The 19798-nt window shown below is 41.1% G+C and carries 20 protein-coding genes, 1 other RNA gene and 2 pseudogenes; 17 read left to right on the top strand and 6 right to left on the bottom strand.

The window, feature by feature from the left end; translation table 11 throughout:
• The first annotated feature begins 389 nt into the window (after nucleotides 1-389).
• The 3 genes from AACU32_RS24540 to AACU32_RS24530 all read left to right on the top strand — a co-directional run bounded on the left by AACU32_RS24540 (nucleotide 390) and on the right by AACU32_RS24530 (nucleotide 2102).
• Nucleotides 390-920: a hypothetical protein gene (locus AACU32_RS24540; RefSeq protein ID WP_096603813.1), complete on the top strand. Its 531-nt coding sequence runs from the start codon at nucleotides 390-392 to the stop codon at nucleotides 918-920.
• 256 nt (nucleotides 921-1176) lie between these two features.
• Nucleotides 1177-1659 (top strand): type II toxin-antitoxin system HicB family antitoxin, encoded by a 483-nt coding sequence (locus AACU32_RS24535; protein ID WP_096603812.1) that lies wholly within the window; start codon nucleotides 1177-1179, stop codon nucleotides 1657-1659.
• A 59-nt stretch (nucleotides 1660-1718) separates the two neighbouring features.
• The gene (locus AACU32_RS24530) at nucleotides 1719-2102 is read left to right on the top strand and encodes a type II toxin-antitoxin system VapC family toxin (protein WP_339378238.1); all 384 of its coding nucleotides are present in this window, start codon (nucleotides 1719-1721) and stop codon (nucleotides 2100-2102) included.
• A 52-nt stretch (nucleotides 2103-2154) separates the two neighbouring features.
• Here AACU32_RS24530 and AACU32_RS24525 read toward each other — a convergent pair whose 3' ends face one another.
• The 3 genes from AACU32_RS24525 to AACU32_RS24515 are packed head-to-tail and all read right to left on the bottom strand — an operon-like array spanning nucleotide 2155 to nucleotide 5449.
• Nucleotides 2155-3981: a protein kinase domain-containing protein gene (locus AACU32_RS24525; RefSeq protein WP_096603810.1), complete on the bottom strand. Its 1827-nt coding sequence runs from the start codon at nucleotides 3979-3981 to the stop codon at nucleotides 2155-2157.
• A gap of 6 nt (nucleotides 3982-3987) precedes the next feature.
• Complete coding sequence (locus AACU32_RS24520) at nucleotides 3988-4776, bottom strand: PP2C family serine/threonine-protein phosphatase (RefSeq protein ID WP_096603809.1); 789 nt, start codon at nucleotides 4774-4776, stop codon at nucleotides 3988-3990.
• Nucleotides 4777-4792: 16 nt separating this feature from the next.
• A complete protein-coding gene (locus tag AACU32_RS24515; RefSeq protein WP_096603808.1) occupies nucleotides 4793-5449 on the bottom strand; it encodes a vWA domain-containing protein in 657 nt (218 codons plus the stop codon).
• A gap of 170 nt (nucleotides 5450-5619) precedes the next feature.
• Between AACU32_RS24515 and AACU32_RS24510 the strand changes: the two are divergent.
• From AACU32_RS24510 to AACU32_RS24465, 10 genes and pseudogenes are all read left to right on the top strand, one after another.
• Nucleotides 5620-5906, top strand: a pseudogene (locus AACU32_RS24510) (SAM-dependent methyltransferase); the annotation flags it as partial.
• 184 nt (nucleotides 5907-6090) lie between these two features.
• The gene (locus tag AACU32_RS24505; protein ID WP_096603807.1) at nucleotides 6091-6741 is read left to right on the top strand and encodes a PEP-CTERM sorting domain-containing protein; all 651 of its coding nucleotides are present in this window, start codon (nucleotides 6091-6093) and stop codon (nucleotides 6739-6741) included.
• A 596-nt stretch (nucleotides 6742-7337) separates the two neighbouring features.
• Complete coding sequence (locus tag AACU32_RS24500) at nucleotides 7338-7775, top strand: ATP synthase subunit I (protein ID WP_096603806.1); 438 nt, start codon at nucleotides 7338-7340, stop codon at nucleotides 7773-7775.
• Between the two features lie 60 nt (nucleotides 7776-7835).
• Nucleotides 7836-8600 carry a F0F1 ATP synthase subunit A gene (atpB, locus tag AACU32_RS24495; protein ID WP_339378237.1) on the top strand — a complete coding sequence of 255 codons (765 nt, stop codon included), beginning with the start codon at nucleotides 7836-7838 and terminating at the stop codon, nucleotides 8598-8600.
• A 151-nt stretch (nucleotides 8601-8751) separates the two neighbouring features.
• The gene (atpE, locus tag AACU32_RS24490) at nucleotides 8752-8997 is read left to right on the top strand and encodes an ATP synthase F0 subunit C (protein WP_015112744.1); all 246 of its coding nucleotides are present in this window, start codon (nucleotides 8752-8754) and stop codon (nucleotides 8995-8997) included.
• Between the two features lie 178 nt (nucleotides 8998-9175).
• Nucleotides 9176-9607 (top strand): F0F1 ATP synthase subunit B', encoded by a 432-nt coding sequence (locus tag AACU32_RS24485; RefSeq protein WP_096603805.1) that lies wholly within the window; start codon nucleotides 9176-9178, stop codon nucleotides 9605-9607.
• A gap of 190 nt (nucleotides 9608-9797) precedes the next feature.
• Nucleotides 9798-10355, top strand: a complete 558-nt coding sequence (locus AACU32_RS24480) for a F0F1 ATP synthase subunit B (RefSeq protein ID WP_096603804.1) — start codon at nucleotides 9798-9800, stop codon at nucleotides 10353-10355.
• A complete protein-coding gene (atpH, locus tag AACU32_RS24475) occupies nucleotides 10355-10903 on the top strand; it encodes an ATP synthase F1 subunit delta (RefSeq protein ID WP_096603803.1) in 549 nt (182 codons plus the stop codon). The genes AACU32_RS24480 and atpH overlap by 1 nt, the downstream gene beginning before the upstream one ends.
• 73 nt (nucleotides 10904-10976) lie before the next feature.
• Nucleotides 10977-12497 carry a F0F1 ATP synthase subunit alpha gene (gene atpA / locus AACU32_RS24470; RefSeq protein WP_096603802.1) on the top strand — a complete coding sequence of 507 codons (1521 nt, stop codon included), beginning with the start codon at nucleotides 10977-10979 and terminating at the stop codon, nucleotides 12495-12497.
• 89 nt (nucleotides 12498-12586) lie between these two features.
• On the top strand, nucleotides 12587-13534 hold the full coding sequence (locus tag AACU32_RS24465; protein WP_096603801.1) for a F0F1 ATP synthase subunit gamma: 948 nt from the start codon (nucleotides 12587-12589) through the stop codon (nucleotides 13532-13534).
• A gap of 110 nt (nucleotides 13535-13644) precedes the next feature.
• On the opposite strand, the gene AACU32_RS24460 is transcribed toward AACU32_RS24465, so the two are convergent.
• Together AACU32_RS24460 and AACU32_RS24455 are read right to left on the bottom strand one after the other, a co-directional pair.
• Nucleotides 13645-13911 (bottom strand): Txe/YoeB family addiction module toxin, encoded by a 267-nt coding sequence (locus AACU32_RS24460; protein WP_096603800.1) that lies wholly within the window; start codon nucleotides 13909-13911, stop codon nucleotides 13645-13647.
• On the bottom strand, nucleotides 13904-14158 hold the full coding sequence (locus AACU32_RS24455) for a type II toxin-antitoxin system Phd/YefM family antitoxin (RefSeq protein ID WP_096603799.1): 255 nt from the start codon (nucleotides 14156-14158) through the stop codon (nucleotides 13904-13906). Before AACU32_RS24455 ends, AACU32_RS24460 begins: the two co-directional genes overlap by 8 nt.
• A 170-nt stretch (nucleotides 14159-14328) precedes the next feature.
• Here AACU32_RS24455 and ssrA point away from each other — a divergent pair.
• Both ssrA and AACU32_RS24445 read left to right on the top strand, forming a co-directional pair.
• Nucleotides 14329-14717, top strand: a transfer-messenger RNA (tmRNA) gene (gene ssrA / locus AACU32_RS24450).
• A 54-nt stretch (nucleotides 14718-14771) separates the two neighbouring features.
• Nucleotides 14772-15770, top strand: coding sequence for a hypothetical protein (locus tag AACU32_RS24445; RefSeq protein ID WP_096603798.1), 999 nt, complete (start codon nucleotides 14772-14774; stop codon nucleotides 15768-15770).
• A gap of 411 nt (nucleotides 15771-16181) precedes the next feature.
• Here the strand turns inward: AACU32_RS24445 and AACU32_RS24440 are convergent.
• Nucleotides 16182-16865: pseudogene (locus AACU32_RS24440) on the bottom strand (Uma2 family endonuclease).
• Nucleotides 16866-16948: 83 nt separating this feature from the next.
• Between AACU32_RS24440 and argS the strand changes: the two are divergent.
• Nucleotides 16949-18715, top strand: a complete 1767-nt coding sequence (argS, locus tag AACU32_RS24435; RefSeq protein WP_096603797.1) for an arginine--tRNA ligase — start codon at nucleotides 16949-16951, stop codon at nucleotides 18713-18715.
• Nucleotides 18716-19064: 349 nt separating this feature from the next.
• Nucleotides 19065-19697 (top strand): dTMP kinase, encoded by a 633-nt coding sequence (tmk, locus tag AACU32_RS24430; RefSeq protein ID WP_096603796.1) that lies wholly within the window; start codon nucleotides 19065-19067, stop codon nucleotides 19695-19697.
• Nucleotides 19698-19798: the final 101 nt, after the last annotated feature.

The raw sequence follows: 19798 nt of genomic DNA, 5'->3' as shown, positions 1-19798 counted from the left end.
AACGTTTTGAGGCTTACCTGTTCATTTATTAAGAAGTATGTAGAATCTGACGCATTAAAGACGCTAAATTGCCGAGCCAACACTCTTGCGTATCTGAGATTAAGACTAAGTTTTGTATCTATTTATGACCAAAACTCACAGTGGGCATTGGGCACTTGTAATGAGCGAAGTCGTTCGCGGAGCCTCTCGAAGAGAAGTATTGGGCATTGGGCATTGATTATTTCTTCCTTGTCCCCCTTGTCCCTCTCATCCCCCTCATCCCCCTCATCCCCCTCATCCCCCTGTCCTCCTTCTTTTTCATGCATGGTAGGAAAATGGGCAGAAAACTGTTTACTGAGGTTTTGTGAGTTATAATGTCATTATAAATACATAATTTACACAAAAATACTATGATTGTGAGTAAAAAGTTTTACTTCAATTTTTTTGTGGCTTTATCCACCTTGACTGTAAGTTTGTCCCTAGCTCCCGCCAATGCCTTACCAGGACAAAATATAACTAGCGTCGTCAATTGGGCTAAGACCAGAGCGACGTTACCAGCCATAAAATATAACAGCGAATCGCATGGTTATGACGGCACAAAAGGTAAATTGTATTTTTATGCGGATGTAACTTCCCAGAACGGGACAGTAACAAAAGAGGGAATCACAGTCAGTGGTGAATCTAGTCTCAAATTCACTCAGAAAAATAGTAAAGCAGTCAAATTAATTCAAAATATTTATAATTCCAACATTGCTAACGATTATCAAAAGTCTCGCAATGTGATTAAGATTGGTCGAGACCAATTTTCTCGTGGTCAAAAGTATGCCTACATCACTGCTGAGGTACAAGGTGGCTCTGCATTTCAAATTATTTCCTTAAGCAGTCTGCAAGAGGCAATAAATAATGCGAAATTTTGTCAAACTAATCAATGCGATATCTAGCACTACTATTTTGAATGGTGAACTGATTTTTACAAGTAGAGAACAGCTAAGGAAAAAAACCAGTAGGGTGCGTTATGGCAACGCTTAACGCACCGAAAACTATGATGCCCTGCGGCTAATCCTGATTCTCTCAAGCTGCCCAATCCTTGCATAGCCTTAACACAACAGCAGTTTGGCTCTATAAAGCAGGTTAGCATTTATAAATCATCCTGATGCCCAGTTATAATCAATATAAAACTCGAAGGTTATAAATAGCATGAATTTAGTTGTAAAAACTTCTCCTAACAATACTCAGCCTAAGTTAACTTATGATGTCTTAATTGAAACCCAGCCAGATGGGATAGTTAAAGCGACATTATTAGGTTTACCAGACTGTCAAGGTTTAGGAAGCACAGAAACAGAAGCAATAGAAAAACTCACTCAAAGTTTGCAAACTCGGTTAGAAACAGCCAAGATAGTAAGTTTAGAAATTGAAGCGCCTCAATCAGAACATCCTTGGTTGAAATTTGCGGGAATGCACAAGGATAATCCTCTTTTTGATGAAGTACTTGCTTACATAGAACAAGAACGAGGTAAACTTGATTTACAAATCGAGGAACATAATACAAAATTTATCAATGAAATTAATAATGAGCTTGAAAAAATGGGAGTTACCGAGGCGGATGAGATCATGAAGCTGTTTTATTTGGTGCAGCGTAACCAATCCATCCAAACAAATGATCCGGAGAATAATTTCTAGTGGCTAAGCTATATATTTTAGATACGGATCATATCTCACTGTTACAAAATGGAAATGCAATGGTAACAAAGCGTATCAGCCAAAATAAACCTGAAAGTTTAGCTGTAACGGTGATTACATTGGAGGAGAAAATCAAAGGATGGCTGAATAAAATCAACAATAGCAATAATGAACCTTTTAAACCTAACAGTCAATTGTTATGGGCTTATAAAGGTTTATCAGATGAAATAGAGTTTTTTAAGAGTATTCAATTATTGGCTTTTGATAATCGTGCTTACGAAATGTATCAATCTTTAGTTCTTCAAAAACTTAAACGTATAGGTACACAGGATTTACGTATTGCAGCGATCGCAAAATCTGTAAATGGAATTTTAGTCACCCGCAACTGGAGAGATTTTGAAAATGTTCCTGGGTTAATGCTAGAAGATTGGACAATAACTTAAACAGATTAAAAATAGATATATTAATTTATAGAGTATTTGAGTTTAAATATTATTAATTATGCTCTTTAAGAATTTCCTTAGCTTTTTCGTTTCCTAATAATGCTGCGCTTCGTAAATCTTCCATTCCTTGATAATGATTACCATTTATAATATGGATAGCACCCCGTAAAAAGTAGGCTTCGTCATTATAGGAATTTATCTTAACGGCTTCGTTACAGTCATTTATTGCGTTGCTATAATCTTTTAATTGAAAACGGGCTGAACAACGATTAACATAGTCTTTATCAAGGTTGGGATTGATCAAACTTTCCCTAACTAGAATTTTGTGTATATTTCCGAACCCTGGGCGACTAATCGACAGTAAGACTCTAGTATTTACATCTCCTTGTATCAAATTAGCTACATTTGTCGCACTCATGTTTGATGTCGATATGCCATCTACTTGCAATATTTGATCACCTACTTCAAGACTTTTCGATGCTGCTGGAGATTCTTTAATGATCTCAGTAATTGTTGGTATTTTAGTTTTTTCATCAATTTTAAATGAAATACCTATACCGTTTATATATTCTTCAATTTGGCTGTTAGCTATTTCATTCAATTCAGATGGAGTCAATTTCTGATTGACATTAGTGAAGTATTGTATACTTACCATTATCAGTAGTAGGAAAAAATAAATACCACTAAACCACAATCTTACTTTCTGTACCTTTGTCAAATTCTGTGGAGAGTAATTTGGAATTGGTTGTGGTGTGGAAGTTGCTTTTTGTGTGCAGTGTCCCTGAAAGCTAGGAATTTGCTCTCCGGTTGTCAGATTATCTAGGGAGGCGTTTGGAATTGGATTTGCTGTGGGAATTGCTTTACCTGGAAATATATCAATACCAAGTTTTGTAGAGCGATCGCACCAATAGCATTTACCATAAGTTTGACTATAGTAATGGCTGTCTATCCTCCCACATAAATTTAGCTCATTACTAGCTACCTTTAACGCCTCTAACCACTCTCTAGCTGTTGGGCGTAAATGAGGATTTTGATGACCATCATTAAAACATTTGAGAAAACATCGCTGAACTTCTGGATGAACAATCTCAAGGGGAATGGTTCTCTCTACAGGTTGTAATAAACTATTTGGTGCATGAAGCCATAAACCACGACGGATAAGTTCATTCATTTCTGGAGTATCCCCCGCACCTATCCACTTTCCCGCAAAAGGAGTTTGACCACCAAACAATAATTGATAGATAATTACTGCTAACCGAAAGCGATCGTGTACTTCCGTTTGATCAATACTATAAAAATCTTTATCAATCAGTTCTGGTGGTGTATACTCTGGTGAACCAACTGGACAACGATAAATCTTGCCATTTTTCGGATTACGAATCTGAAAAGAATCAGTATCAATAATTGAAGGTAAAGCCCGATTATTGACAAGAATATTTTGCGGTTTAATATCACCCAATACATAGCCATTAGCGTGAAGTGAGGCAATAATTGAGGCAATATTCTGTGCTGTTATGTGCAGAAAACGCCAATCAACCTCAAGTTTCTTTCTCTTACGAAGCTGGGGATTATATACATCAAGGAGTTCTTTTGCATCGTTAATTTCTGGCATCAAAAAGCCCACACAATCACCCTGAGCATTTTTCAACGACGACTTAGGCCAAGCAAAAGAAATATGATTGAGGTGGAAATTTGGCTCTGTGGGTGGGTGCGATATCATCACGGCTAATTTTTGCACCCGTTCAGGTGTTGGCGAGTGGTAAATTTTTGCTAAGTAACCGTGGTTAGTTCGCCAAACCTTACCTTCACCACTATCAGCTATTGGTTCACCCAAGAGAGCAATTGATTCACTCGTACTACCACAGATGAGAAACGTCATGGAAATTTACTCTCTTTCCCAAAGGCACAAAAGCAAAGTTTTATCATCGTCAGTGCGAGAATTTAGCCGTTCAGAGTTGAGGAAATCATCCACATATTGATAGTCTTCTTTTGGATTAGTAGTTTCCTGTAAGTATTCCTTTAAAGCTTTAAAGAAAGGTGGGAATGGTTTCCAGTCATTCAAGTGAATAGCCACTTTTTCTAAACCATCAGTAGAAGCACAAATAAACTCTTGTTCTCCTGACAGAACATCCACCTGCATTTCATTTACTGCATTTGCTGAAGTGACAAAAGTCGTTTCGTTAGCAAACTCACCTTTATCTGGCTGAAACAACAGTTGATATTCTGAATCTTGGGGACGGACTACAATAAATCCATCCCCAATTTGCATAGCTGCAAGCCTGTGAGGAGTAGAAACAAAAACCAACAATGTACAGGCTAAATCATTAATAGAATAATTTTCTTTCTCTGCGTGGTTGCGTAATTCTGTAATAACTTGGTTCAGAATTTTAGCAAATAAATTCTTAGCCTCTGGTTTGGACAGTGGTTGAAAAAAACTTTGCTCTAATTTTTCTTGCTTCTCAGGATATTCGTTAATCTCAGAAAAGCATTCAAGTACCTTTTTTACAGCTAACTCAGAACCAATATGAGCATATTTAGCGCTACCTGCACCATCAGCAACCACGCCTACAATCACATCATTGAAAATGTCATAATTTCCGCAGTCTTGACAAGGTATTTTCTGTTCTTGATGACTCGTTCCCGTTGCATAACGGGCAATTGCTTTCCAAACCACAACAAATCCTCAAAATCTAGCTGGTAATTTGACCCCATCCCACAGGCGGTAAAGCTACAGCCTCGCCTACTTTGCTACTAGAAACCCGTTTCATAGAAGTAGAAAGCCAAACAAATAAAGAGCGAAAATCTAACCCATTTAGCATCACTGGTGAACGTTGAGGGGGAGCAATTTGTCTGAGTTTGGTTATATCCGCACCTTGGACACCAACAGTAAAAAACAACAGTCTACGACTTTCTTCTGCTTCTCTTACCCTTTGCGCTGCACCTTCCCAATAATCTGTTGGCGCACCATCGGTAATTAAAAATACCCAAGGGCGATAGTAGAGAATACCGTTATCTTTGTAAGTTTGTTTCCGGTTTTCCAGCAAATCCAAAGCGTACTCTATCGCCTCACCCATCGGTGTCACACCCTCTGCTTCTAGCTTGGGCGGTATAAATTGGTCTATAGTTACAAAATCTTGCGTCAGTCGCACTGGGGCAAAGGTAACAATAGCAACTTCCACACTCAGAGATGCTTGAGTATCTCTTAATACATCTTCCTTAAAAGTTGCCAACCCTCGATTTAATTCCTGGATAGGCTGACCTGACATAGAGCCAGAGGTATCAAGTAAAAGAATTACTGGGCAACGATTTTCTGGGTTTTCCACAAATTCAGGCAGTCCTACTGGCATCCGCTGCTCCTGATTGAGTAAATTAAGCTACTAAATACTTAAATCTAATTTTATTAGCTAATAGATACTTAAACAGGAGTGTTTTTACTGAAACACTTTTCCTACTGAAAATATATGAGCTGATGCCGATCGCAATTATCTGTGTACTGAGGTGTCCCACATTTGATAAACGCTTGATTGAGTTATTAAACCCAGAAGTTACCCATTACGAATTTTTTCTTGGTCGTCCCGCGATCGCTCTAGCTGACTGGTCAGATGATAACGCCCTATTAGCCGCAATTCCCGAACGTAATCCTTGTATGGATGGACAATTCAATGTATTTTTAACTACGATTACCAAATTTTCAATTTGTCAGCATAGGAGTTTGAGTTTCTACAACAGTGCGATACTAAATTAACAGTCGCAAAGATATTGGCTGATGTGCAGATGAACTTGGATGTAGTGAGAAAACTTTAGCAGCAACAGCTAATTTTGCTGAAACCGACTTAATTCAATGGCACTAACTGTTGTATTTTGATTACAATCTGGACGTTTCAACCAATCCGGATTTTTTTTTGCCCAAAAACATATATTTAATTGAAATTTACAAAACCTTGCGAAAACATAAAGATTTTATCAAAGCAACTTTTTTTGCTTACGTATGACAGTAAGTCAAGATACATTAGCAAAAGACTCGATTGCGAGCTTATACTTAAGTAGTCAACCTTTGAACATCTCAGAGAATTTGCGGATGAAATTAACTAAACATGTCAGCATTGCTGCTGCTAGTCTTGTCTTAAGTGTTGCTGCTATTAGTGCTAAACCTGCACAAGCAGCCAGTGTAGTATTCGACCAGCAAGTTGGTCAAGAATACAAATACAAGATAAATCTTGATAATGCCAATGCTGCTGATAACAAGGAAACATTAAGAGATAAGTCATCGTGGACTGTGTCCGGAATGAAGGGTGTGACAAAAGTGTTTACTGACCTGAATTACTTATTAGCTTTAATCAGCTCAGACCAAGATTCTGTTCAGTTGACTCTAAAACAATCAGTGACGGATAAAGTAGGCACTTCACCTTCATTCTTGGAATTTTCTATATTTAGTCCTTTTGCCCCAAATAGTGTAGATTGGAGTCTGACACGCTTAAACCCCAAAGGCAGTAAGCCTAGCCAAACTGGATTTTATGGTGAAGTCATAGGACCTGTAGAAGATGTCCCTGAACCCATGACAGTTGGTGGTTCCTTGCTAGCTGTAGGCTTGGGCGCATGGATGAAGCGTAAGAAAGCAGAATCTGCTCAAAACGCTTAATTAATCAAGCATTACCACTGTTAAATAGTTAGTTAACGGGGTGCAAAAACCACTGTGACCATACAACTAACCTTATGCCCCCAGAGATTGCCTGTGATTCTCTCTGAGGGCATTTATATTGGTCTCGTCAAGGGATTTTCAATATCAGGAAGCATACTGTTTCGGATCTGGTAGTATGGGTGTATCGCCTATCCGCTGAATTTAGCTAACTTGAAAATTAAATTTCTCATCATAGTAGAGATAGTAGAGGGCGATCGCTGACAAAATGATGGAAACTTTGAAGTTAGAGTAGCTAAAGATCTGCATCAACTTTACTAGCATCTACTCACCACACACGCTACAAATGGGGGTTTTAAAGATTCATCCTGATGAAATTACCGAATAGCAACTTACCCCAGGATCAGGGAAAACTCTGAATAGACCGTTACCTTGCATTTAGGAGCTTTCTCTATCTCTTCATCTCGCCAACTGGGGAAGTTTCTGTTTGCTGAAAAGAAGTTAATTGTTTTTTTCTAAAGTATTGTTACCACATCGTGATATGATTCAGCTGACTGGATGTGCAGTCATCATCCTTAGCTGTACTGGTTTCGAGTCCCGTGAGCTTGTCAGACGAATCAAATGCATCGACTCCAACAACGCAAAATGCTCAATCTGGTTCTGAGGACGAAGAACGAGTAAACTCTATGGAGGAGTTCTATCAACTCTACCAGAAGTTGTTGGTAATCACACTTGTGTTGACAGGGATAATTTTTTTCTCTGTGTGGATTTTTTATTCCCTAAACATTGCTCTCAATTATTTGATTGGGGCGTGTACAGGTGTGGTTTACTTAAAAATGCTGGCCAAAGACGTTGAGCGACTCGGTGGTGAGAAAACGCGTCTGAGTAAAAGTCGTTTGGCTCTATTTGTTGGGTTGATTATATTGGCAACTCAATGGCATGAGCTAAAGATTTTGCCCATATTCTTGGGATTTCTAACTTACAAAGCCACGCTCCTCGTCTACACCGTGCAAACTGCGTTTCTTCCTGATTCTTAACAAGTCAGGCTCACAAAGATAATACTCCCATCCTCGCTCGTTGGGGAAAATGCTTGAAGAATGCAAATGCTTAGTGTCTTAAACGCCTTTAATTCATTTCCCCTCGCCTCATTAGAAGTAGGTCATCATTTCTACTGGCAATTGGGCAATCTAAAAATTCATGGGCAGGTTTTTCTCACCTCATGGTTTGTGATTGGCTTGCTAGTAATAGCTTCACTAGCTGCTACTCGCAATGCCCAAAGAATTCCTCGCGGCATCCAAAACTTAATGGAATATGCCCTAGAATTTATTCGGGATCTAGCAAAAAACCAACTTGGTGAGAAAGAGTACCGCCCTTGGGTGCCATTCCTAGGCACATTATTCTTGTTTATCTTCGTATCGAACTGGTCGGGCGCGCTCATACCCTGGAAACTAATCAAGTTGCCATCTGGTGAATTAGCAGCTCCCACCAATGACATCAATACGACTGTAGCATTGGCATTGCTGACCTCTTTAGCGTACTTTTACGCGGGTTTTAGCAAGCGGGGTTTGGGCTACTTTAAAAAGTATATTGAGCCAACGCCTGTTCTGTTGCCGATCGCGATCCTAGAAGATTTCACCAAGCCCCTCTCCCTAAGCTTCCGTCTATTCGGAAATATATTGGCGGATGAATTGGTTGTAGCGGTGCTGGTTCTGCTTGTTCCTCTATTTATACCTCTGCCTGTCATGGCTTTAGGTTTATTTACCAGTGCCATTCAAGCCCTGGTATTTGCTACCCTGGCCGGGGCATATATTCACGAGGCCTTAGAGGGACATGGTGGAGAAGAGCATGAGGAGCATCATTAACGCTTCTCAGTAGATAGCACAGTTCCGACGAGCCTAGATGCTCAAAACATCGCCCAGCGCGATTTGTAAGAACTTGGTGCAGCGTGGAAACCACGTCTTAACTAGTTAACCTACTTTTGTTAGTTCTGTACTTCAAGCAAGGAAAATCATCATGGATCCATTAGTTTCTGCTGCTTCAGTTCTGGCTGCTGCTCTAGCAATTGGTTTGGCTGCAATTGGCCCTGGTATCGGTCAAGGTAATGCCGCAGGTCAAGCAGTAGAAGGTATCGCCCGTCAACCCGAAGCAGAAGGCAAAATTCGGGGTACTCTACTGTTAACCTTGGCGTTCATGGAATCCCTAACCATTTACGGTCTGGTAATCGCTTTGGTGTTGCTATTTGCTAACCCCTTTGCTTAAGACCTAAAAGTTTTATGATTGTAGAGACGTGAATCTTCACATCTCTACAATTAAAATCTTTTGGGTATGGAATCGTTCTGATGTAAGTTACCCTTGTTGGCTAAGGGTTCCTAAAATTTAAACGGTTGGATGATTTTGCTAGCCATGAAAACTGCTACTCCAACCCAAGAGGAGAGAAATGTTTGATTTCGATGCTACTTTGCCCTTTATGGCATTGCAGTTCCTGTTGTTAGCAGCTTTGTTGAATGTAATTTTCTATAAGCCACTGACCAAGGTGCTGGACGATCGCGATAATTACATCCGAACGAATACCCTTGATGCCAAAGAACGCTTGGCGAAAGCCGAACGCTTAACCCAGGAATATGAGCAGCAACTAGCAGACGCTCGCAGGCAGTCGCAAGCGACCATAGAAGCAGCTCAGTTGGACGCTAAGAAAATTACTGCTCAAAAAATCGCTCTTGCGCAACAGGAAGCTCAACAAGAGAGAGAACGCGCTGCTATTGAAATAGAGCAACAAAAACAACAAGCTTTTAGCGAGTTAGAACAACAAGTTGATGCTCTAAGCAGACAGATTCTAGAAAAACTATTAGGGCCGAATTTCGCTAGATAAGCGAAAGTATAGGTTCTGTGAAAGCATACGCGCAGATGGGGACTTTTCCCAAAGCGCTTAATTAAGTGTCAAAAAAGGCACTTTTTTCCTTCGGGAAGTTAAGCAACTTGATTTCCTTTAAGGAAGTTAAGCAACTTGATTTCCCTTGGGGAAAATACAACGTATTAGCAAGCGAGCAGCGCACTTGTAGATGGGTAACATGGGCACATTCTTATTACTTGCCACAGAACACTCTGAATTAGCAGAAGGCGCAGCTGAAGGTGGTTTCGGTCTAAACCTAGATCTGTTTGAAACCAATCTCATTAACCTAGCGATTCTGGTTGGCATATTATTCTACTTCGGACGTAAAGTTTTAAGCAATATCCTGAACGAGCGACGGTCAAATATTGAAACCGCAGTTCGGGAAGCAGAAAAGCGCCAAAAAGAGGCACAAATTGCTTTATCTCAGGCGCAAGATCAGTTAACTCAGGCTCAGGCAGAAGCGCAACGCATCCGCAAAGCTGCTGAAGAAAGCGCCCAAGCTGCAAAAGAAGCTCTGTTGGCAAAAGCAGCGCAAGACGTAGAACGCTTGCAACAAACAGCAGCAGCAGATTTGAACACAGAAAGAGAGCGAGCGCTGGCCGAACTGCGACAACGGGTAGCCGCATTGGCATTGCAAAAAGTCGAATCAGAACTGCGGACTGGGATTGCTGACGATGTGCAACAAACAATCATTGACCGCAGCATCGCGCAGGTGGGAGGACGCTGATGAAAAGTAATATAGAAACAGCCGAAATCGCCCAGCCTTACGCACAGGCTTTGATGTCAATCGCCCAATCCCAGAATCTGGCAGAACAGTTTGGTGAAGATGCGCGTGCATTGCTGAATTTGTTGAAAAATTCAGCACCACTGCAAAACTTAATTGACAACCCGTTTATTCAGGCAGAACGGAAAAAAGCGGTGCTCACTCAAATACTGGGTGATGGAGCAAATCCCTACTTACGCAGATTTTTTCTGTTGCTGATAGACAAACGGCGGCTTTTCTTCTTGGAAGCGATTTTACAGCAGTATTTAGTGTTGTTGCGCCAGCTGAATCAAACCGTATTAGCGGAAGTGACTTCAGCCATTCCCCTCACAGAAGCTCAACAACAAGCTGTAATAGATAAGGTTCTTGCCATAACTAATGCTCACCAAGTAGAACTGGAAACCAAAATCGACCGCGACTTAATTGGTGGTTTGATCATTAAAGTAGGATCGCAGGTAATTGACGCTAGTTTACGGGGTCAGTTGCGCCGCCTTTCTTTGCGCTTAACTTAAGCAGTTCATAGAAATTCAATAGTTTCGGTGAACCGATTACTCTGTTCCGTCTCCCAAGAAAAAAGTTAGACACATGAGCATTTCAATCAGACCTGACGAAATTAGTAGCATTATTCAACAGCAAATCGAGCAATACGACCAAGAGGTCAAAGTTGCTAACGTCGGTACCGTACTGCAAGTCGGTGACGGTATTGCCCGGATCTATGGTCTGGAAAAGGCTATGGCTGGGGAGCTATTAGAATTTGAAGACGGCACAGTTGGCATCGCCCAGAACTTGGAAGAAGACAACGTGGGTGCGGTGTTAATGGGTGAAGGTCGGGAAATTCAAGAAGGTAGCTCTGTAACTGCTACTGGTAGAATTGCCCAAGTACCCGTAGGGGAAGCTTTGGTGGGACGAGTTGTCGATGCATTAGGTCGTCCCATTGATGGTAAGGGAGATATCAAGTCTTCAGAAAGCCGTTTGATTGAATCTCCAGCTCCTGGTATTATTGCTCGTCGGTCTGTACACGAACCGATGCAAACCGGGATTACAGCTATTGACTCGATGATTCCCATCGGTCGGGGTCAGCGGGAATTGATCATTGGCGATCGCCAAACTGGTAAAACAGCGATCGCCATTGACACCATCATCAACCAAAAAGGTGAAGATGTAGTTTGTGTCTACGTTGCTATTGGTCAAAAAGCTTCTACCGTAGCTAACGTTGTCCAAACACTGCAAGACAAAGGTGCAATGGACTACACCGTAGTCGTCGCCGCTAACGCCAGTGACCCTGCAACTCTACAATTCCTCGCTCCCTATACCGGAGCCACCATTGCTGAGTACTTCATGTACAAAGGCAAAGCTACTCTAGTAATTTACGACGACCTTTCCAAGCAAGCCCAAGCTTATCGGCAAATGTCCTTGCTGCTACGTCGTCCACCCGGACGGGAAGCGTACCCCGGAGACGTATTCTACATTCACTCTCGCTTGTTAGAAAGAGCAGCGAAGCTGAGTGATGAATTGGGTAAAGGTAGCATGACCGCTCTACCCATCATCGAAACCCAAGCAGGTGACGTATCAGCATACATCCCCACCAACGTAATTTCCATTACCGACGGTCAGATCTTCTTGTCGTCTGACTTGTTTAACGCTGGTATTCGTCCGGCGGTAAACCCTGGTATTTCCGTATCCCGTGTAGGTTCTGCGGCGCAAACCAAGGCAATGAAAAAAGTTGCCGGTAAGATTAAATTGGAACTAGCCCAATTTGACGACCTGCAAGCCTTCGCGCAATTTGCTTCTGACTTAGATAAAGCCACCCAAGACCAGTTGGCAAGAGGTCAACGCTTACGGGAACTACTGAAGCAGCCCCAAAATGATCCACTCTCCGTATATGAGCAAGTAGCAATTCTCTACGCGGGTATCAACGGTTATTTAGATGATATCCCTGTAGAAAAAGTTACCAGCTTCACCAAAGGTATACGCGATTACTTAAAGACAGGCAACGCTCAGTACGCTGAAGCAGTGAAATCTTCCAAAGCACTGGGTGACTCTGAAGAAGCTGCTTTGAAGGAAGCGCTAACCGAATTCAAAAAGACCTTCAAGGCGACAGTGTAATTAGTCATTGGTCATTGGTCAGTAGTCATTAGCAATTGACAACTGACAACTGACCACTGACAACTGACAACTGACAACCATCAAAGAATATGCCTAATCTTAAAGCAATACGCGATCGCATTCAGTCGGTCAAAAACACCAAAAAAATCACAGAAGCCATGCGGCTAGTAGCGGCGGCGAGAGTACGTCGGGCGCAAGAGCAAGTATTAGCAACCCGTCCTTTTGCGGATAAACTAGCGCAAGTTTTATACGGTCTGCAAACCCGTCTGCGGTTTGAAGAAGCCAACTTACCTCTGCTGAAAAAGCGCGAAGTGAAAACAGTAGGGCTGTTGGTCATAGCAGGCGATCGCGGTTTGTGTGGCGGTTACAATACTAACGTCATTCGTCGCGCCGAAAATCGTGCCAAGGAACTCCAAGCCGAAGGTAAGGATTACAAATTTGTCTTGGTAGGTCGGAAGTCAATCCAATACTTCCAACGCCGCAACCAACCAATCGATGCTACTTACAGCGGCTTAGAACAAATTCCCACCGCAGCCGAAGCTAACAAAATTGCTGACGAGTTGTTGTCTTTGTTCTTGTCGGAAAGTGTAGACCGGATTGAGTTAGTCTACACCAAATTTGTCTCTTTGGTTAGCTCTCGTCCGGTTGTACAAACCCTGCTTCCTTTAGATGCTCAAGGTTTAGAAGCAGCAGATGACGAAATTTTCCGCTTGACAACCCGTGGTGGACAATTTCAAGTAGAACGGCAAAAAGTGACTACTCAAGTCCGTCCTTTGTCCCGTGACATGATTTTTGAGCAAGATCCAGTCCAAATTCTGGATTCTCTATTGCCTTTATATCTAAGTAACCAGCTATTACGGGCACTGCAAGAATCAGCAGCTAGTGAACTAGCAGCACGGATGACTGCGATGAACAACGCCAGCGACAACGCCGGTGAATTGATCAGAACCCTATCCTTGTCTTACAACAAAGCTCGACAAGCTGCAATTACCCAAGAACTTCTAGAAGTTGTGGGTGGTGCTGAAGCATTAACTTAGAACTCAATTGGTAACTATCACTAATAGCTAATTGCTGGTAACTTTAAAACTAGCGATTAGCTATTTTTGGTTTTGAGGATGTTTTAACTTTTTACTTTTGCCTTGTTCGCTCAATCAGAATAGTGATATCGACAAGCAATAATCGTTAAATACTCATCATCAACCGCATAAACTAACCGATTAGTATCATCAATTCGCCGCGACCAAAAGCCAGCTAGATTCTCCCTCAGTACTTCTGGTCTTCCGATTCCCTCAAACGGTAGTCGGATTGTGGCTTCGATCAGTTTATTAATTCGTTTTAACGTTTTCTTGTCTTGCTCTTGCCAGTATAAATAATCCTTCCAAGCCTCATCTGTCCATGCTAGCTTTCTAGTCATCCAACAAATTTCGCTCCACCACTTTCCCCTGTTTGAATTGAGCAATAGAACGCTCTAAATGGGCAGCATTAGCGGGAGACTTGAGTAAATGAACAGTCTCCAGCAAACTATTAAATAACTCTAGCGACATCACTACCGCATCCTCCGCATCCCGTCTAGTGATGATGGTATAGTCGGCATCTTCTACCACTCGGTCTAAAACAGCCTTGAGGTTATTTCTCGCTTCGCTAAAAGACACAACTTTCATTTAATTGATTATTGTACTGTTTATTGTACAAGTATAGCGATTCAAAATATATTCAGCAATCCCAAGCAACTACGAAATCAACATGTGAACTTAGCCGCAGTTTAATATTTTTTTGTCATCACCTGACACATTTCCCTAATAGCAGACTATAATACATATATCACAAGCATGGGGCTTTAACGGTTTCGACAGGTTGGCGAACGCTGCTCTGTGATTCAGGTCGAGAGTGAGTCTCCTCTCGCAAATCAAAGGCTCAAAACAAAAGTAAATGCGAATAACATCGTAAAATTTGCTCGTCGGGAAGCTCTAGTAGCTGCCTAAACGCCTCTTATAGGTTCGAGCGTCTTTAGTCCGACTCCGTTAAGGGCTAGAGACCAACCCCAACGGATGCTCTAGCAAGTGTTCTCTGGTTGGCTTGCTAGCTAAGACTTAATCAGAGCATCCTACGTTCGGGATAATGAACGATTCCCGCCTTGAGGATTAGATAGGCTAAACCTGTGAATGAGTGGAGGGTTAATACCCAATTTGGACATGGGTTCAACTCCCATAAGCTCCATATTTATATAAACTCCATATCCACCTGATAATTTGATATCAAGGTGGATATTTTTTTATGGGTAATTCCGAAGTAATTGTTGTTTGTCAAAATCCGGCTTGTGGTAAAGAATTTCGTAAACTTAAAGCTGAGTTTAACAGAAGTGAACGATTAGGAAGGCCACATTTCTATTCTAAATCATGTTACGGCAAGTTTAAAGGATTAATTAATTTCAAAGATAAAATTAATAGAAATACGTCCTATTTAAGAGAAATAATTAGGCGAGATGATTTTTCGCCCTTTCGATATCATCTAAAAGTGATGAAAAAGTCTGCGAAACACAGAAATCAAGATTGCTGTGTAACATTAACCGAACTAAAGCTTTTATGGGAACAACAAAATGGTACTTGTCCTTATACAGGTTGGAATTTAATTCTTTTACCTTGCACTACTGATTATGAAAATACGCTTTTAACTATTAACAGAGCCAGTGTAGATCGTATAGATTCAACTCAAGGCTACACTTTAGACAACATTCAATTTGTGGCTGTAATTGCTAACTTTGCTAAAAATGCTTTTACTGAAGAAGAATTAATCAATTTTTGTTATGATGTCGCTCGCTATAAAAAATCGTATGTAGATAACTTGAATACCTTAATCAATCCCAATAGCGAGAATACTAAACATTTATTGTTAGGAAATCGCCGAGATGAATATTCACCGTTTCGTCAGCATCTCATATCGGCAAGAAAACGGGTAAAAAGTAAAGGCAGGGAATGTACTATCACGCTAGAATATTTAAAAGAATTATGGGAACAGCAGGGTGGAAAATGTCCCTATACTGGCTGGGAATTAGACAATCCAAAAACTACAGAGGATTGGAATGGTCGTCAGCTACATCCAAAAACTGCAAGCTTAGATAGGATAAATACTGCACTTGGTTATGTTCCGGGAAATGTCCAGTTTGTTTGTGTAATTGCTAACTTCGCCAAGCGAGATTTTCCAGAAGAACAACTTTTAGAATTCTGTCAAGCTGTCGTTAAATATCGGTTGACAAAGCAACAATGTTATTCTTGATAAGCAATAAATAAGCCTAAAAATTGAATTTAGTAGAGATAAATCATGCGATCGCACTTACTCGCTTTGCTTGTAAAGCTAGAATTAGCGAGAATTTTACCTGCTGGACAATATTTGTAGTCATAAGTAAAGATTTGGTAAATCAAAAATTCCAGAAATTGTATGGAAAAAAGTTTAAATAAGTGTTCGCTTATTATTTTGACACATGCGAAATCTATGTTGTAGGGAATAATTACTGAATTCAGCGATATAGCAATTAAGTAAAAAAATTAGATTAAATTATTAATTTGAGTAAAAATACTGGTTTTGCTCGAGTAATAAGTCAAATTCTTGAATAGAACAATAAGGAAAATATTAAATTAAAAGAGCTTTCTAATGTACTACAGAAATGCGATCGCACTTTCCTATTCCCTAAATATTCTCTGCGTTAATTCCTAAATCCCGTAGCTTTTGCGGCAGTCTATCAGCGCGTTCTCTTTCTTGTTGCACTAATTCCTCGGGTGTAAGTAATTTCCGTCCTTTTTGGTCGTACCAATATAACCATTCTCGCGTCCGTCCCAAGTAAGTACCGCGTTCTCGCCCTATTGCTAAAGCAATTTCTGGCATCCACACCCGTGAGCCTGGTTGTAAAATATAGTTGCCCTCAACTAAGCGATAAACTTCTAAAGGTTCTCGTTTGCGGCGATATCTGCGACTAAGTACGTAAATGGCGTAATACAAAATTCCTAGTTGGGCGTAATCAATTTTTTTCTGTTTGTACTCGCCACCAGAGGTTTTGGAGACGACTTCTAGAGCTAAGATAGGAACAGTACCCACCGCCTCTTCCCACCGTACATAACTTAAGCGCCTCTCTTCTTCTACAAAGCGTTTTAATCCTAAGCTGAGAAATCCATCTGGTACTAATGGCGGTTGTCATGGTGCATAATAAATGCCCAGATCCACACCAAAATACCAGTCAGTACGGTCATTCCATGCTAAAGCTAAAATCGCTGCTAATAAATTAGGGATGAGGTTTTGCAGTTCGTTATCCACTGGGGTGTCATCAGAGTCGGTTGTACTGTACCATGACAGTCTTGGGTGAGTAATGGTAACCATATTTTATGGTTAAAATAATCAAGCTCCTGAGAGTATCCACCTCTTAACAGTCAGATTACGCCTGTCACAGATAAAATTTATATATGAACGCTACACAAGAAAAACTAAAACATCAATTTGCACAGGCCTTGGTGGCTGCTTTTGGCGATGAGTATGCTGGAGTAGATCCGATTTTGGTGACTGCTAGCAATCCTAAGTTTGGTGATTATCAGGCGAATGTGGCTTTATCCCTGAGTAAAAAGCTAGGAAAGCAACCAAGACAAATTGCAGCGGCGATCGCGGATAAACTAGATGTATCAGAAATCTGCGAAGCACCAGAGATTGCTGGGCCTGGGTTTATCAATCTGAAGCTCAAACCCACATACCTGGAAGTACAATTAAATGCGATTCAGTCAGATTCTCGATTAGGTGTACCCACAGCGAAAACACCACAGCGAGAAATTGTCGATTTTTCCAGTCCCAATATTGCTAAGGAAATGCACGTTGGGCATCTGCGCTCAACTATTATTGGTGATAGTATTGCCCGGATTTTGGAATTTCTCGGACATGATGTCTTGCGGTTAAACCATGTGGGTGATTGGGGTACTCAATTTGGGATGTTAATCGCCTACCTGCGGGAAGTTTCCCCAGAAGCTCTAACTACTGCTAATGCTTTAAATATTGGTGATTTAGTCAGTTTTTACCGCCAAGCCAAACAGCGGTTTGATGCAGATGAAGTATTTCAAGAAACAGCAAGACAAGAAGTTGTCAGATTACAAGCAGGTGCGGAAGATACAATCCATGCTTGGAAACTGCTATGCGAACAATCAAGACAAGAGTTTCAAATAATTTATGACTTGCTGGATATCAAGGTAACAGAACGGGGCGAATCTTTCTACAACCCCTTACTACCAGGAATTGTGGCAGATTTAGAAGCATCTGGGCTACTGGTGGAAAATCAAGGGGCGAAATGTGTATTTGTAGAAGGATTTACTAACAGAGAAGGTGAACCGCTACCTTTGATTGTGCAAAAAACAGATGGTGGTTATAATTACGCGACAACAGATTTAGCCGCTTTACGCTACCGGATTCAACAAGATGAAGCCAAGCGGATAATTTATGTAACAGATGCTGGACAATCAAACCACTTTGCCCAATTTTTTAAGGTAGCACGCAAGGCCGGATGGATTCCCGATGATGTGGAATTGGTTCATGTACCTTTTGGCTTGGTTTTAGGGGAAGATGGTAAGAGGTACAGAACTCGTTCCACAGATGCAGAACGGTTGCGGGATTTGTTAGATAAAGCAGTTTCTCGTGCGCGTGCAGACTTAGAAGTTAGACTAAAAAAAGAAGAGCGCGAAGAAACAGAAGAATTCATTAATAAAGTTGCTGAGGTAGTTGGTATCAGCGCAGTTAAATATGCTGATTTAAGCCAAAACCGCACTAGTAACTATATTTTCAGCTACGACAAAATGCTGGATCTCAAAGGTAATACTGCACCTTATATGCTGTATGCTTATGCACGGATTCAGGGAATTAGCCGCAAGGGTGATATTAACTTTGAGGAGTTGGGAGAAAATACCAAAGTTCTGTTGGAACATGAAACAGAATTAGCACTGGCAAAATATTTACTGCAACTTGATGAGGTTATTAGTACTGTAGAGCAAGACTTAATGCCGAATCGGTTATGTGAATATTTGTATGAACTGAGTAAGAAGTTTAATCAGTTTTATGACAAAGATCACGGTGTTCCGATACTAATTGCTGAGGAACCTCTGCGGACATCTCGCTTAGTTCTGTGTGATTTAACAGCTAGAACCCTCAAGTTAGGTTTATCGCTGTTAGGAATTCAGGTATTAGAACGAATGTAGAAGTTTAGCTGGACTTTATTCAAACCAAAGAACGCAACTCTTTTGATTAGGAAAAACTTTTTTCTATTTTACTAAGTAGTTTTGTGAAAATGGCTAAAGTCTAGTATGGTGCGTTAAGCGTTTCGATAACGCACCAATAAATATGGTGAATATCGGCTAATTCTCACTCTCTCAAAGTCCCAAATTTTTATATAGCCGTAACACACCCTTGTATATTTAGAGAAGTGGTAGGGGCGGGGTCTCCCCCACCCTATGAGTACATTGAGGGTGGGGACTTCCGCGTACTGTTAAAAAGCGATCGCTAGCTGGTAGCGTAATAAAACATCAGCAAAAAAAGTTTATTCACAGCATGGGTGGCAAATTAATTGTATTTGAAGGGGTGGAAGGCTGCGGTAAGACCAGCCAAATGCAGCTTTGTCAAGAGTGGTTGCAAAGTCTTGGTGTTCCGGTAGTACTCACGCGGGAACCGGGGGGAACAGAATTAGGCTTAGATTTGCGCCGCTTGTTGCTAGAAAAGGCAGATAATAAACCGATCGCAGAGGTGACAGAATTATTATTATATGCTGCTGACAGAGCGCAACATGTAGAACAAGAACTGAAACCGAATTTAGCACAAGGCAAATATATTTTATGCGATCGCTATATTGAATCTACCATTGCCTACCAAGGTTTTGGTCGGCTTTTGAATATGAGTTTAATTGACCAGCTAAATTATATTGCTACTGGGGGTTTACAAAGTGACCTGACTATCTGGTTAGATGTCGATGTCGAAGTGGGACTGGCGCGCAAACGTGGTTCTGAAGCAGCCTTAGACAGAATTGAACAAGAAACAATCGCCTTTCATCAGCGAGTACAGCAAGGATACGCACAGTTAGCCGCAGCTTATCCAGAAAGAATTATACCCATAGATGGGAGTTTGAGCGCATTGGAGGTACATCAAATCATTCAAGGAATTTTGCGCGATCGCTTATCTTGGGAATAGGGCATAGGGCATGGGGGACAAGGGAGAATATAAAAAAGCTTCCCTCTCCTCCCAATGACAAATCACAAATCACAAATGACCAATGACCAATGACCAATGAC

Source organism: Calothrix sp. NIES-2100 (assembly GCF_963875285.1).
Taxonomy (GTDB): Bacteria; Cyanobacteriota; Cyanobacteriia; order Cyanobacteriales; family Nostocaceae; genus Aulosira.
This window is presented reverse-complemented; position numbering and strand designations above follow the sequence as displayed.

What these genes read in the sequence shown, in the direction of transcription:
- AACU32_RS24460 (WP_096603800.1), bottom strand. Translation starts at nt 13,911, where the DNA reads ATGACTAGAAAGCTAGCATGGACAGATGAGGCTTGGAAGGATTATTTA.
- tmk (WP_096603796.1), top strand. Translation starts at nt 19,065, where the DNA reads ATGGGTGGCAAATTAATTGTATTTGAAGGGGTGGAAGGCTGCGGTAAG.
- AACU32_RS24525 (WP_096603810.1), bottom strand. Translation starts at nt 3,981, where the DNA reads ATGACGTTTCTCATCTGTGGTAGTACGAGTGAATCAATTGCTCTCTTG.
- AACU32_RS24445 (WP_096603798.1), top strand. Translation starts at nt 14,772, where the DNA reads ATGGGTAATTCCGAAGTAATTGTTGTTTGTCAAAATCCGGCTTGTGGT.
- AACU32_RS24480 (WP_096603804.1), top strand. Translation starts at nt 9,798, where the DNA reads ATGGGTAACATGGGCACATTCTTATTACTTGCCACAGAACACTCTGAA.
- AACU32_RS24465 (WP_096603801.1), top strand. Translation starts at nt 12,587, where the DNA reads ATGCCTAATCTTAAAGCAATACGCGATCGCATTCAGTCGGTCAAAAAC.
- atpH (WP_096603803.1), top strand. Translation starts at nt 10,355, where the DNA reads ATGAAAAGTAATATAGAAACAGCCGAAATCGCCCAGCCTTACGCACAG.
- AACU32_RS24535 (WP_096603812.1), top strand. Translation starts at nt 1,177, where the DNA reads ATGAATTTAGTTGTAAAAACTTCTCCTAACAATACTCAGCCTAAGTTA.
- atpA (WP_096603802.1), top strand. Translation starts at nt 10,977, where the DNA reads ATGAGCATTTCAATCAGACCTGACGAAATTAGTAGCATTATTCAACAG.
- AACU32_RS24530 (WP_339378238.1), top strand. Translation starts at nt 1,719, where the DNA reads ATGGTAACAAAGCGTATCAGCCAAAATAAACCTGAAAGTTTAGCTGTA.
- AACU32_RS24540 (WP_096603813.1), top strand. Translation starts at nt 390, where the DNA reads ATGATTGTGAGTAAAAAGTTTTACTTCAATTTTTTTGTGGCTTTATCC.
- AACU32_RS24455 (WP_096603799.1), bottom strand. Translation starts at nt 14,158, where the DNA reads ATGAAAGTTGTGTCTTTTAGCGAAGCGAGAAATAACCTCAAGGCTGTT.
- atpB (WP_339378237.1), top strand. Translation starts at nt 7,836, where the DNA reads ATGCAAATGCTTAGTGTCTTAAACGCCTTTAATTCATTTCCCCTCGCC.
- AACU32_RS24485 (WP_096603805.1), top strand. Translation starts at nt 9,176, where the DNA reads ATGTTTGATTTCGATGCTACTTTGCCCTTTATGGCATTGCAGTTCCTG.
- AACU32_RS24515 (WP_096603808.1), bottom strand. Translation starts at nt 5,449, where the DNA reads ATGCCAGTAGGACTGCCTGAATTTGTGGAAAACCCAGAAAATCGTTGC.
- atpE (WP_015112744.1), top strand. Translation starts at nt 8,752, where the DNA reads ATGGATCCATTAGTTTCTGCTGCTTCAGTTCTGGCTGCTGCTCTAGCA.
- AACU32_RS24505 (WP_096603807.1), top strand. Translation starts at nt 6,091, where the DNA reads ATGACAGTAAGTCAAGATACATTAGCAAAAGACTCGATTGCGAGCTTA.
- argS (WP_096603797.1), top strand. Translation starts at nt 16,949, where the DNA reads ATGAACGCTACACAAGAAAAACTAAAACATCAATTTGCACAGGCCTTG.